This window comes from Providencia sp. PROV114 (assembly GCF_032704305.1).
GTDB classification, from domain to species: Bacteria; Pseudomonadota; Gammaproteobacteria; order Enterobacterales; family Enterobacteriaceae; genus Providencia; species Providencia rettgeri.
The window spans coordinates 2,150,437-2,163,981 of the sequence record NZ_CP120528.1 but is presented as its reverse complement, the minus strand read 5'-3'; the positions used below and the strand labels follow the sequence as shown (position 1 = coordinate 2,163,981).

At 40.9% G+C, this 13,545-nt stretch carries 14 protein-coding genes; 6 read left to right on the top strand and 8 right to left on the bottom strand.

The genetic code is table 11. The features are described 5' to 3' along the window. Positions 1–66 precede the first annotated feature (66 nt). From P3L37_RS09520 to nadS, 4 genes are all read left to right on the top strand, one after another. On the top strand, positions 67–2,010 hold the full coding sequence (locus P3L37_RS09520) for an exoribonuclease II (protein WP_109912262.1): 1,944 nt from the start codon (positions 67–69) through the stop codon (positions 2,008–2,010). A 201-nt stretch (positions 2,011–2,211) separates the two neighbouring features. Next, positions 2,212–2,430, top strand: coding sequence for an osmotically-inducible lipoprotein OsmB (osmB, locus tag P3L37_RS09515; RefSeq protein WP_004911006.1), 219 nt, complete (start codon positions 2,212–2,214; stop codon positions 2,428–2,430). 151 nt (positions 2,431–2,581) lie between these two features. Then, the gene (locus P3L37_RS09510; RefSeq protein ID WP_109912263.1) at positions 2,582–2,914 is read left to right on the top strand and encodes a type II toxin-antitoxin system RelE/ParE family toxin; all 333 of its coding nucleotides are present in this window, start codon (positions 2,582–2,584) and stop codon (positions 2,912–2,914) included. Position 2,915: 1 nt separating this feature from the next. Further along, positions 2,916–3,200 carry a NadS family protein gene (gene nadS, locus P3L37_RS09505; RefSeq protein ID WP_004911011.1) on the top strand — a complete coding sequence of 95 codons (285 nt, stop codon included), beginning with the start codon at positions 2,916–2,918 and terminating at the stop codon, positions 3,198–3,200. A gap of 72 nt (positions 3,201–3,272) precedes the next feature. Here the strand turns inward: nadS and yciH are convergent, their stop codons facing one another. The 5 genes from yciH to P3L37_RS09480 form a co-directional block, all read right to left on the bottom strand. Continuing rightward, the gene (gene yciH / locus P3L37_RS09500; protein WP_109912264.1) at positions 3,273–3,599 is read right to left on the bottom strand and encodes a stress response translation initiation inhibitor YciH; all 327 of its coding nucleotides are present in this window, start codon (positions 3,597–3,599) and stop codon (positions 3,273–3,275) included. Next, a complete protein-coding gene (gene pyrF / locus P3L37_RS09495) occupies positions 3,596–4,321 on the bottom strand; it encodes an orotidine-5'-phosphate decarboxylase (RefSeq protein WP_109912265.1) in 726 nt (241 codons plus the stop codon). Before pyrF ends, yciH begins: the two co-directional genes overlap by 4 nt. Positions 4,322–4,365: 44 nt before the next feature. Further along, on the bottom strand, positions 4,366–5,538 hold the full coding sequence (gene lapB, locus P3L37_RS09490; protein ID WP_109912266.1) for a lipopolysaccharide assembly protein LapB: 1,173 nt from the start codon (positions 5,536–5,538) through the stop codon (positions 4,366–4,368). A gap of 6 nt (positions 5,539–5,544) precedes the next feature. Continuing rightward, positions 5,545–5,862 (bottom strand): LapA family protein, encoded by a 318-nt coding sequence (locus P3L37_RS09485; protein WP_004911022.1) that lies wholly within the window; start codon positions 5,860–5,862, stop codon positions 5,545–5,547. Positions 5,863–6,007: 145 nt separating this feature from the next. Beyond that, positions 6,008–6,730, bottom strand: a complete 723-nt coding sequence (locus P3L37_RS09480; protein WP_109912267.1) for a phosphatase PAP2 family protein — start codon at positions 6,728–6,730, stop codon at positions 6,008–6,010. Between the two features lie 213 nt (positions 6,731–6,943). Between P3L37_RS09480 and ribA the strand changes: the two genes are divergently transcribed. Beyond that, positions 6,944–7,540, top strand: coding sequence for a GTP cyclohydrolase II (gene ribA, locus P3L37_RS09475; RefSeq protein WP_004911029.1), 597 nt, complete (start codon positions 6,944–6,946; stop codon positions 7,538–7,540). A 190-nt stretch (positions 7,541–7,730) separates the two neighbouring features. Beyond that, positions 7,731–8,708 carry a porphobilinogen synthase gene (hemB, locus tag P3L37_RS09470; protein WP_238562745.1) on the top strand — a complete coding sequence of 326 codons (978 nt, stop codon included), beginning with the start codon at positions 7,731–7,733 and terminating at the stop codon, positions 8,706–8,708. 110 nt (positions 8,709–8,818) lie between these two features. On the opposite strand, the gene P3L37_RS09465 is transcribed toward hemB, so the two are convergent. The 3 genes from P3L37_RS09465 to cysB all read right to left on the bottom strand — a co-directional run bounded on the left by P3L37_RS09465 (position 8,819) and on the right by cysB (position 13,476). Next, entirely contained in the window at positions 8,819–9,262 is a 444-nt protein-coding gene (locus P3L37_RS09465) for a hypothetical protein (RefSeq protein ID WP_109912269.1), read from the bottom strand. A gap of 297 nt (positions 9,263–9,559) precedes the next feature. Further along, positions 9,560–12,232, bottom strand: a complete 2,673-nt coding sequence (acnA, locus tag P3L37_RS09460) for an aconitate hydratase AcnA (protein WP_196719489.1) — start codon at positions 12,230–12,232, stop codon at positions 9,560–9,562. Positions 12,233–12,501: 269 nt separating this feature from the next. Beyond that, positions 12,502–13,476, bottom strand: a complete 975-nt coding sequence (gene cysB / locus P3L37_RS09455; RefSeq protein WP_004911040.1) for an HTH-type transcriptional regulator CysB — start codon at positions 13,474–13,476, stop codon at positions 12,502–12,504. Positions 13,477–13,545 lie beyond the last annotated feature (69 nt).

Sequence of the window (13,545 nt, the reverse complement as noted above, 5' to 3'; positions counted from 1 at the left end):
TCCTTGCTCTAAGACTTTGTCTTACGTAACAATAGAGCCAAACCCAATATCAATAAAACGGTAAGTATGTTCCAAGACAACCCACTGCTCGCACAACTTAAACAAAAACTACATGCCCAGACTCCACGCGTTGAAGGGCTGGTAAAAAGCACAGAAAAAGGCTTTGGCTTTCTCGAAGTTGATGGCCAAAAAAGTTATTTCATTCCGCCGCCTCAAATGAAAAAAGTCATGCATGGCGATCGCGTTATTGCTGCAGTTCGTACAGATAAAGACCGCGAATTTGCAGAACCAGAAGAGCTGGTAGAACCTTTTTTAGATAGGTTTGTTGGGAAAATACAAAAAAAAGACAATGATAACCGCTTATTTGTCATTCCCGATCACCCATTACTGAAAGATATGATTTCTTGCCGTCCTGTTAATGGCATCAATCACGAATTCAAACAAGATGATTGGGTTGTTGCACAAATGCGTCGCCACCCATTAAAGGGTGATAAAACTTTCTACGCTGAAATAACTGAATTTATCACCGATGGTGATGACCATTTTGCCCCTTGGTGGGTAACGTTACGCCGTCACCAATTAGACCGTGATGAACCTAAAATGGTTGATAGTGAACGTGATGATCAAGGAATTGAACGTGTTGATTTAACTCACTTGCATTTTACGACGATAGACAATGCTAGCACTGAAGACATTGATGACGCGCTCTATGTTGAAAGAACCGATAATGGCGATTTAAAGCTGTATATCGCTATCGCTGACCCGACAAGTTATATACCAGAAGGCAGCGAACTAGATAAACTGGCATTAGCCCGCGGCTATACCAACTATTTGCCTGGTTTCAATATTCCAATGTTACCGCGCAGATTATCTGACGACCTATGCTCTTTACGCCCAAATGAACGCCGCCCTACTTTAGTCTGTATTGCGCTAATTAAAGAAGATGGATGCATTGACGATCACATTGAGTTTTTCAGTGCTTGGGTTGAATCGAAATCTAAATTAGTTTATGACGAAGTCTCTGATTGGCTTGAAAATACAGGCAGTTGGCAGCCAGCAAATGATACCGATAAACAGCAAATTTTACTCCTTAAAGAAATGTCAGATAGACGTTTACAATGGCGTGAAAATAATGCCCTCGTCTTCAAAGACCGCCCCGATTACCGCTTTGTATTAGATGATAAAGGCAATGTGGTTGACATCGTGACTGAACGTCGCCGTAGCTCTAATCGCATTGTTGAAGAAGCTATGATCGCGTCTAACCTCTGCGCTGCTGCAGTACTAAAAGAAAAATTAGGGTTTGGGGTGTTTAATGTGCATATGGGGTTTGAACCTCTGCAAATTGACCAAGTCGTGCAAACACTAAAAGATAACGGTATTGAAACAACGGCTGAATCGTTGTTATCACTAGAAGGTTTCCGTCAACTACGCCGTCAATTAGATGCACAGCCGACTCAATTCCTTGATAGCCGAATTCGTCGTTACCAAACTTTTGCGGAAGTCAAAGCTGAGCCCGGTCCACATTTTGGTTTAGGGTTTGATGCTTATGCGACTTGGACTTCACCAATTCGTAAGTATACCGATATCGTCAATCATCGTTTAATAAAGTCTATTATTGCCGGTAAACCTTCTACGGATAAACCCTCCGAAGAATTATCAATCAAATTAGCTGAACGTCGTCGTGCAAATCGTATGGCTGAACGTGATGTTGGTGACTGGCTCTATTCGCGTTACTTAAAGCCTTTTGAGGGTACAGATACTAAATTCCCAGCTGAAATTATCGATATTACCCGTGGTGGAGTGCGAGTTCGCTTAGTCGACAATGGTGCCGTTGCATTTGTCCCTGCCCCCTTTATTCATAGCGTTCGTGATGAGATTCAATGTAGCCAAGAAACAGGCAATGTGCTTGTTAAAGGTGAAATAGCTTACCAACTTAACGATATTATTAATGTCACCATTAATGAAGTTCGTATGGAAACACGTAATATCGTTGCTAGACCAGCCGAATAACAACTTTTCTGCTATTCTTAAAAGACCATAGTTTGATATCTATGGTCTTTTATTTTTCTATAAATTGTTTTTTAACATCATATTCGCATTAAACGTTAAACAGCGAGCACTTTTCCAGATCTTTTCCTGATTATTCTTATTCGTATAATAACCTATCATGATATTTTGTTAACTGTTAAATCTGTACTAAGGATCACTAAAATGAACACAGTAAGCAAACGTATTTTATCATTCATGGTGATAGCCACAGTCGCTATCAGTGTCAGTGCCTGTTCAAATATGTCTAAACGCGATAAAAACACAGCGATTGGTGCTGGTGTAGGTGCTGTTGGTGGTGCCGTACTGACAGGCGGAAGCTCCGTAGGAACCGTTGGCGGTGCTGCAATTGGTGGAATTATCGGTCACCAAGTCGGTAAATAAATCTCATTACATCCTTTATTTTCTCTCCTTAATCTACAATAGCGTTCATCATGAACGCTATTTTATTTTTCATATCCGATAATCTATTAAACTATTGACGGAAAAAAGTGTACAAAGTACACTTACAATTAATGCAAAGGGAGGGAACCCTGTGAGTCACGCAATTGAATTTATTGAAACGAGCTTTTTTACTAAACAAATCCAATCGATAGCAACACAAGAAGAACTTAGGACACTACAAAATGAACTTATCGCATGGCCAGATAAAGGCGATATTATCCAAGGAACAGGTGGTCTTCGCAAAATTAGGATGGCAACAGGTAATAAAGGAAAAAGTGCAAGTGTACGGGTTATTTATTTCCTAGCTACAGCAGAAATCATTTATTTTATAATGGCTTACCCAAAGAATGTCAAAGATACGCTAAATGACTTAGAAAAAGCAGAATTAAAGAAACTAACGAAATTACTAAAAAATGAGGTATAAAATGAGTATATTCAACGAATTAAAAGCCTCTTTAGAAGAAGCTGTTGACATTAAACACGGTCACCAAAAAGCTGCTAATGTCACTCGTTACGAAATTACTGACGTCAAAGCAATTCGAGAACAACTTAATGTTTCACAAAGCGAATTAGCCCATGCGCTAGGGACGAGTATCGACACCATTAAAAGTTGGGAGCTTAAACGACGTAACCCAACAGGGCTAGCGGCTAAAATACTCATCGCCATTAAGCGTAATCCTGCTTTATTTGCCGAGTTAGCAGCAATTTAACCACTTCTTCATTATAAAATGAGTGGCTCTCTAGGTCGCCACTCATGAAAAACAGCAAAATTGTCGAGTCAATCAGCCACCAGCTAACTTGACTTGAAAACCTTTCGCCTCAAGGTACTGTTTGATAACATCACGTTTGTCGCCTTGAATTTCAACGTTACCGTCTTTGACAGCCCCGCCACAGCCACATTTCTTTTTAAGGTCAGCCGCTAGTTTTGCTAATTCGCTATCTTCAAGGTCAAGACCTGTAACAACACAAACCCCTTTCCCTTTGCGTCCTGATGTCTCACGGCGAATTCGCACAATACCATCGCCTTTAGGCCTTTCAACTTTGGGTTTTTCGTCAGCAATACGTCCTGTCTCAGTGCTGTAAACAAGACGACTATTTGTATCACTCATAGCAAACCTTCAATAGATTGATTGATTTGTTGTAATGTGACTGTTGGGTTTTCACTACGTGTAATCGGACGCCCAATCACCATATAATCGACACCTGCTTTCACTGCATCTTGTGGTGTCATAATGCGACGTTGGTCCCCGACATCACTACCTGTAGGGCGAATACCTGGGGTAACTAATTTGAAATCAGCACCACATAACTGTTTTAAACGTTGAGCTTCATGTGCAGAGCAAACAACACCGTCCAACCCACATTGCTTCGTTAATAAGGCCAAACGCTCTGCATGAACTGCCGGTGAAACGTTAATTCCAACACCTGAGAGGTCAGATTCATCCATACTCGTTAATACTGTTACTGCAGTAAGTAATGGCGCTTCTTTACCATAAGGCTCAAGAGATTGGCGCGCCGCTTCCATCATACGAGCCCCACCACCAGCATGGACATTAACCATCCATACCCCCATTTCAGCTGCAGCCGCAACCGCACGAGCAACAGTATTTGGAATATCATGAAATTTCAAATCTAAGAAAATATCAAAACCACGTTCATGGAGTGACTTAACAAATTGAGGACCATTAAAAGTAAACATTTCTTTGCCAACTTTTAAGCGACAATCACGTGGGTCAATACGATCCACAAAAGCCAAAGCTTCATTAGCATCTTCATAATCAAGTGCCACAATAATTGGTGAATGTGTGTGGTTCTCAGTTGAGGAAATCATTTCTTAGCCTTTAAAGAGTCGTTATTATTTAAAAAGTGACGCTGTCACTGACCATCTAGCCCGCGAATAGGTTTAATTGTGTCCCAAGAACGACAAGATGGACAATGCCAATATAATGCACGCGATGTAAACCCGCATTTATGGCAGCGATAATCGGGTTTTGTACGAATTTGTTCCCCTACCATTTTACGCAGCAAAATCAAACTTTCTTTTGCCCTTCCATCTTCAGCTTCTTCAAGATGGTAATCCATTAAACGATAGAATAAACGCATGGTAGGATGGCGTTGAATTTGGTCGTTAATGTAATTCGCAGCCGCTTCATGATTTTGTTTTTCAACAATAATATCGGCTAAGTAAAGTTCTGCGATAGCCCCTGAATTACCTGCAACACACTGACGAAGGTAATCTTCCCACTCATCTGCTTGGCCAGTATGTTGGTAGCAATCAAACAGTAAAGGTAATGTTTCAGCAACGAGTTCTCTATCTTGTTCATAGACTTGTTTTAAGACATGAACCGCTTTGTCGTAATTACCTTGCTCGATAAACAACCGACCTTTCATAATCGAAACTCGAGCGCAGTGGTTATCGGCTTGCTCTGCCTTATTTAACAATGTCAGTGCATCTTCAAGATCATCGCTAGCGAGTTGTTGGGTCGCTAATTCACAATAAAAATGCGCAATTTGCTCACGTAACTCGGGGTGCCCTAATTTAACCAGTTTTCCTGCTATTTCAATGGCTTTTGTCCAGTCACTGGTAAGCTGATAAATATTTAAGAGGGATTGTAAGGCACTTTGTTTGAAATCGACTTCGTCTGTCAATTGCTGAAACATATTTTCTGCACGGTCATAAACCCCTGCAGCCATGTAATCTCGGCCAAGCTGTTGGGTTGCTAATAAGCGTTGTTCAAATGACAAAGCGGCGCTTTCTACCAGCGACTGGTGAATACGAATGGCACGTTCAACTTCACCACGAGAACGGAATAAATTTCCCAGCGTGAGATGAGCCTCAAAAGCGGAACTGTCTTCATTTTTCAGCATATCGAGGAATAAATCGACAGCTTTGTCTTGTTGATTAGATAATAGGAAGTTAACGCCTGTAACATAATCACGTGACAAGCGATTCGCATGTTGTTGCTTATCTTGTTGAGCACTTCTGCGCCCCATGTACCAACCGTAAGCAGCAGCAACCGGTAGCAGCAGAAACAGCAACTCGAACATACAGGATTATTCCTTGTTCTGAGTCGTCACTAATGAGGTTGAGTCGGAAATATTACTTTCTCCAGCACCTAATTGTGATTCTAAACGTCGAATTTTACGACGTGCGTTTTTCAGGCTAACGATGACTCGTAAATAAAACACGGCACAGACTAGCCAACCTAGCACAAAACCGACACCAAAAAGTGATGCAAGAAGGGTCGATAATGAAAAATCCCCTTTTGCAATCAGGTAGTTAAATGTAATAACCTGATCATTGCTTGAACCTAGCGTAATCGAAACAATAAAAAAAGCGACCGCTAGTAATAAAATCAGAAAATATTTCACATTTATTCCCGTTATCAGTTCTATTCATCCAATAATATCTACCTGTTAAGGTAGCATTTCCAGCGCATTCAGACAAAGCAATTTATTTTATACAATGAGATATTTAAGTTAGATCTCCCCTAATAATGGCCAACTTGATGAAAGATTAATCGGCTTTACTAAATAGTCCCCATGCCCGTAAAATATAATAACCAAATATGGTAAAACAAGCACTGATGATCACTGAAGTTATTATATCTATAGGCCAATGCATTCCCAACAACATCCGACTAAACGCAATACCCTCTGCCCAAATAGCAAGCCCTATCGATAAAGCATATAAACGCTGTTGCCAAAAAAGCACAATTAAAAACAATGCCCAGCCTGCTGCAAATAACATATGACCCGAAGGAAAAGAATACCCCGTTTCTGCTTGCCAATGTTTACGCTGCCACTTAGCTATATTTTCATCTTGTTTAACCGTATTTTTAATTAATTTCGCTCGTTCACTACGTTTTAACTCATAAAACTCTGATGAAGGAATTTGATATTGAGTTGCCAACCATTCCACATAAGGACGCGGTTCTTTAAATGTGCTTTTTAATGCGCTCTTCAAACCTTGTTGCAGTAATACCGCACTGACCAGAACAAGCAAAATTTTCAGTCGCTGTTTCTTTTCTGAACGGAAAACGAATATAACGACTCCAAGAAATAAAAAAGACGTTAAAATACTATAAGGCGCTCCCGCAGTGTCTGTCAGCCAAAGAAGCCATTTCATTGAGTTAAACTGGGTTTCTGGTGACCAATGCCACCCTGTAACTATCATCACCATGGGAGGCATGATTAATAACAATGCAAAAGCACAAACAACCAAAACCGTTTTTTTCATTCAATGTATTCCAAATAAAGTTCTATTAAATATACAAATATTCCATTCACCTATTATTAACTCTGTTATAGTAATACAGCGTTGGTCGTGTGCAAAGAATACCAACCTCTATATGCTAAACGTCATATAGCGTCGATGTATTATAGTTAAGCTACTTTATATCGATAAACGTTATTAATTAAGCAAGAGTTACTTTAACTAATGAAAGAAAATATGCAGCTAAAACGCGTTGCCGAAGCAAAACTCCCAACACCTTTCGGTGAGTTTTTAATGGTGGGTTTTGAAGAAATCGCAACCGGTCGTGATCATGTAGCGTTAATTTTTGGCGATATCTCAGGAGATACACCGGTACTTAGCCGTATCCACTCCGAATGTTTAACAGGAGATGCGTTATTTAGTCTACGTTGCGATTGTGGTTTTCAATTAGAAGCCGCGCTCTCTCAGATTAGTAAAGAAGGCCGAGGGGTATTACTTTATCATCGTCAAGAAGGCCGAAACATAGGCTTGCTAAATAAAATCCGTGCTTATGCATTGCAAGATCAAGGCCTGGATACGGTTGAAGCTAACATCAAGCTCGGATTCAAAGCCGATGAACGTGATTTTACCTTATGCTCTGATATGTATAAATTATTGGGAATTAATGAAGTCCGTTTATTGACAAATAACCCGAAAAAAATAGACATCATGCGTGAAGCTGGAATTAACGTGGTAGAGCGTGTTCCACTGATTGTCGGTCGTAACCCAAGTAACGAACATTACCTTGACGTTAAAGCAGAAAAAATGGGACACATGCTATTTAAGCATCAGTGATCTCACCAAAGGAAGAGTGTTCTGCTCTTCCCTTTCTTCTCCTCATTCTGATTATCATCATTCAAAGTGTGCCATTTACCCGCTGCTATATTCACTTTCTTTCTATAAGGTTTATACTGTTAGCCATCTGATTACCCTGACGAATAAACTGAGCTCTTGAGGTTTATTCCGCATACTACCAGGAGATACTGTGAACAACCTGCATTCCATTCAACGCATGAGAAGATTGCGTAAGACCGAAAAACTCCGCACTTTATTCCAAGAAACCCACCTTTCCGTTAATGACCTTTGCTTGCCAATTTTTGTTGAAGAAGAACTCGACGACTATATGCCAATCAATAGCATGCCGGGTGTTATGCGTATTCCTGAGAAACGCCTTGCCTATGAAATTGAGCGTATCGCAAATGCAGGAATAAAATCAGTGATGACCTTTGGGGTTTCCCATCATCTTGATGATAATGGTAGTGATGCATGGCAAGAGAATGGTTTAGTGGCACGCATGTCACGTATCTGCAAAGAAACCGTTCCTGAAATGATAGTGATGTCTGACACCTGTTTCTGTGAATACACCTCTCATGGTCACTGTGGCGTTATGCACGGTCATGTCGTTGACAACGATGCAACTATCCATAACCTAGGTTTACAAGCGGTTGCCGCCGCACGTGCAGGCGCTGATTTCATTGCCCCTTCTGCCGCAATGGATGGCCAGGTTGCTGCAATCCGTCATGCTCTTGATGAAGCTGGCTTTACAGATACTGCAATTATGTCTTACTCCACAAAATTTGCATCCGCACTGTATGGCCCATTCCGAGATGCAGCAGGTTCATGCCTTAAAGGCGATAGAAAAACCTATCAGATGAACCCAATGAACCGCCGCGAAGCGCTCCATGAGTCACTAATTGATGAGCGCGAAGGTGCTGACGCGCTAATGATAAAGCCTGCCGGAGCGTATTTGGATATTATTCGTGATTTACGCGAACACACTCAATTACCCATCGGGGCTTATCAAGTCAGTGGAGAATACGCACAAATTAAATTTGCCGCTCAAGCGGGTGCAATTGATGAAACGCGTGTGGCTCTTGAAACACTAGGGTCAATTAAACGCGCAGGCGCTGATCTTATTTTCACTTATTTCGCTTTACAATTAGCCGAAGCCTACGCGTTATAATCTCATTCAGTTAAAAAAAACCGCGTTACTGTACATAAACACAGTAGCGCGGTATTTTGTCATTTCTGTTGAATAATAGTACTTAAAGCGCCTAACTTATAGCCAGTTGGCTATTTTACTCTTTGCAATTCAAGTTGTTGGGTTAATGTTTGCACATAATGCTGTGCTTGCTCTGGCGTTGCTAAACCGGCAATTAATAAATCTTGTTTACCCGCAGATGTTGTTGCAACTACTCCCCAGTAATCAATTTCAACCGTAATACTCTCAGGGTTTTGATCGGGCATAGGCAAAATATCAAAATAGTCTTGTAATGGTGCAATGGTAATGGTGGTGTAATCTGCATTTAAGCCGAGTGGAAATTCTTTGTCTGCATATAAACGCAAATCATGGACTTCCGTTTCAGGTGTTCTCATCACAATAGAATATAAGTTAGGTATGTGCTCCAAAATGTCACGAACCTCTTCGTTCGCACCATCAAAATGGGATGTGGTTAATAAGATATCTGCTGCCCACAATGCCCCTTTATAGAAATCGGTTTCATTGATATCTGCCATACTCATTTCCTTTATAGTGTTTTCGATAAGCTCAGTTACATGGTGACCCGTGCTAAAGCTATTACATTCAATTAATTTGCACAAAGAAACTTATTTATGGCGAACTTCACCCTATTTTCATTTAGCCTAGTAGCGACTATTTTCTCCTTTAATCTACCGTCTATTTAACACCATAACGTAGATTGCTATCAAAAATATTGAGAAAAAACAAAATTGATAAATAAGATTAAATATTAAAAAATAAAAACGCCCGTAGGATAACAATCTTACAGGCGTTTCAGTAACACAATTGAATGATTAATGCAGCATCTGTCTTATAACATAATGTAAAATACCACCATGACGGTAATAATCCATCTCCGTTGCAGTATCAATACGACAGCGGGTTATAACTTCCTTTATATCACCATTGCCATACGTGATTTTCACTGTGATATCTTGTCCAGGAGTAATTGACTGTAACCCCGTGACATCAATGCGTTCATCACCTTTTAAATTGAGTGTCTTACGGGATACCCCATCTTTAAACTCTAAAGGTATAACCCCCATACCAATCAAATTGGAACGGTGGATACGCTCATATGACTCAGTAATGACGACTCTCACACCTAATAAATTTGTACCTTTCGCAGCCCAATCTCGGCTAGAACCTGAACCATATTCTTTACCCGCAATGATAGCCAATGGGCGATTTTCTTGTTGATACAGCATCGCTGCATCATAAATCGCCATTTGTTTGCCTGTCGGTATATGTAAGGTATAACCGCCCTCTACACCTGGCACCATTTCATTACGAATACGAATATTTGCAAATGTACCGCGCATCATCACTTCATGGTTACCACGACGCGAACCATAAGAGTTGAAATCTGCGACAGCAACACCGTGTTCTTGCAGATAGCGTCCTGCTGGACTCTCTTTTTTGATATTCCCCGCGGGAGAAATATGGTCAGTGGTGACCGAGTCACCGAGGATCGCTAAAATATTTGCGCCATGAATATCTTTAACAGGTACTGGCTGAGATTGCATTCCTTCAAAGAAAGGTGGATGGCGGATATAGGTCGAGTCTGCTTGCCAGTGATAAGTTGAAGAGCTTTCAACTTTTAATGCTCTCCAAGCATCATCACCTTCAAAGACCGCGTTATATTCCTTACGGAACATATCTGTTTTAACTTGCTGTACAGCTTGCGCAATTTCAGCACTTGATGGCCAAATATCTTTCAAATAAACATCATTACCCGATTTATCAACCCCGATAGGGTCAGTTTTCAAGTTGATATTCATATTACCCGCCAGTGCATAGGCAACAACAAGCGGCGGAGAGGCTAACCAGTTAGTTTTCACCAGTGGGTGAATTCGCCCTTCAAAGTTACGATTTCCTGACAGCACGGCACCAACAGTAAGATCCGTTTGTTTAATCGCTTCTTCTATTGGTTCTGGTAATGGCCCTGAGTTACCAATACAGGTTGTGCATCCATACCCGACAAGGTTAAACCCAAGCTTATCTAAATACGGTGTTAAACCTGCAACGGCAAGATAATCAGTAACCACTTTAGAACCCGGTGCTAATGATGATTTAACCCACGGTTGGCGAACTAACCCTTTTTCAACGGCTTTTTTCGCTAATAGCCCCGCCGCCATTAATACACTTGGGTTCGACGTGTTTGTACAAGACGTAATTGCTGCAATAACGACCGCGCCATCGGTTAATTCAAAGGTTTTATTTTGATATTTAACCGAAGGATAGCTCGATTGGATTTTCTTATTGACTTCTAATTCGACTGCGCCACGAAATGCTTTTGGTACTTGGCTAAGTTCGACTCTGTCTTGTGGACGTTTAGGCCCGGCTAAACTGGATTCGACTGTCGACATGTCTAACTCAAGTGTACTGGTAAAAATCGGTTCATCGCCCGCATAACGCCATAAACCCTGCTCTTTACTATAAGCTTCCACCAGCGCAATTTCATCATCACTGCGCCCAGTTAAACGCATATAAGACAGTGTTACTTCATCAACCGGGAAAAAGCCACACGTTGCACCATATTCAGGGGACATATTCGCAATCGTTGCTCGGTCTGCTAATGGTAAATCGGCCAAGCCGTCACCATAGAATTCAACAAACTTACCCACGACACCATGTTGACGTAGCATTTGTGTCACTGTCAACACAAGGTCAGTTGCTGTGATCCCTTCGGATAATTTACCCGTTAATTTAAAACCAACAACGTCAGGGATTAGCATCGAGACAGGTTGGCCTAACATAGCGGCTTCAGCTTCAATACCACCGACACCCCAACCTAATACACCTAACCCATTGATCATCGTCGTATGGGAGTCCGTGCCCACTAAAGTATCTGGATAAGCATATAATTTACCGTCAATTTCTTCATACCATACCGCCTTACCAAGGTATTCTAAATTAACTTGGTGACAAATACCTGTACCAGGTGGTACCACTTGAAAACGATTAAACGCTTTTTGCCCCCAACGTAGAAATAAATAACGCTCATGGTTACGCGCCATTTCAATTTCAACGTTATCGCCAAAGGCGGATTGGGTGGCAAACTCATCCACCATTACCGAGTGGTCAATGACCAAATCTACGGGTGATAACGGATTCACTTGATCAACATTGCCACCTAATGATTTAACCGCTTCACGCATCGCGGCCAGGTCAACAACAGCAGGAACTCCGGTAAAATCTTGCATAAGCACACGCGCGGGACGATACGCAATTTCCCTATCTGCATGTGCATTTTTTTGCCAGTCAATAATGGCTTGTAAATCTTGTTCAACAACTGAGTTACCATCAATATGACGTAATAGGTTTTCAAGTAAGACTTTTAATGATTTAGGTAACTTCGTCCCATCACCGAGCTTTTTTTCAGCTAGCGCTAAACTGAAGTAATTATACTGCTTGTTTCCAACATTGAGTGTCGAGGCACTCGTTGTTTTTAGACTCAACGACATAACTCCTCCTTGGTTTTTATGGCTATGGCAATATGTGTATTTACCGCCATTATTTTTTGTTAACCAATTGTAATCATAGTTGCTCTAGAAATTCGATTTATAGATTTTGTGCCAAATATTGAATGTTTCTCTATTAATAATAGGAAATTTAAGATAAGAAGGGAAATAAGTCAGAAAATAGCTTGGTACACCAACAAAGTATTGACAATAAAAACCCTAGAAATACAGTCACTAGGGTTATTATTGGGTAGTACAGAAATATAAAGAAATTAGATGATAGGCAATTTCATATCTTTAAAAAATTCTTCAATCTCTTCATTATTACGAATAGCAACCGCTTTATCGACCACATCACGAGTTAGATGCGGTGCGAAGCGCCACATAAAATCGTACATATAGCTCCGTAAGAAACTGGTGCGTTTAAAACCAATCTTCGTTGTGCTATAGCTGAACTTATCACGCATATCAATTACAACTAAATCACTATCACTCACCGGGTCAACTGCCATACTCGCAATGATACCGATCCCTAGCCCTAACCTGACGTAGGTTTTGATCACGTCGGCATCCGTTGCGGTAAAAATAATTTTGGGCTCAAGACCAATTTTCTGAAATGCCACATCTAATTCTGAACGTCCAGTAAACCCATGGGTATACGTTACAATTTGATATTCCGCGATATCTTCAATAGTGACATTTTTTTTCGTCGCTAGCGGATGGTCTTTTTGCACAACGACACAGCGGTTCCAATGGTAGCATGGCAACATAATCAAATCGTTATACAGGTGCAGTGCTTCTGTTGCTATCGCAAAATCGCTATTTCCTTTGCAAACTTCTTCAGCTATTTGCGTTGGAGACCCTTGCTGCATGTGCAATGAAACATGAGGGTAACGCTCAATAAAGCCTTTGATTGTTGGAGGTAAAGCATAACGAGCTTGTGTATGTGTCGTCGCAATACTCAAACTCCCCCGATCGGGATAAGTGTGCTCCCCAGCAACCGAACGGATCGCTTCTATTTTTGATAGTACTTCTCGGGAGATCCGCACGACTTCTTCCCCTGCTGGGGTGACATGCGTTAAATGTTTACCACTACGTGCAAAAATTTGGATCCCAAGCTCATCTTCAAGCATCCGCACTTGTTTGCTGATACCGGGCTGTGACGTAAAAAGCCCCTCAGCGGTTGAGGAGACATTCAAGTCATGGTTAACCACTTCAACAATATAACGTAATTGCTGCAATTTCATATTTCAGTCTACCTCATACATGAATAATGTGCTTTTGCATCTATAGCTAAAGAATATTAAATATAACTA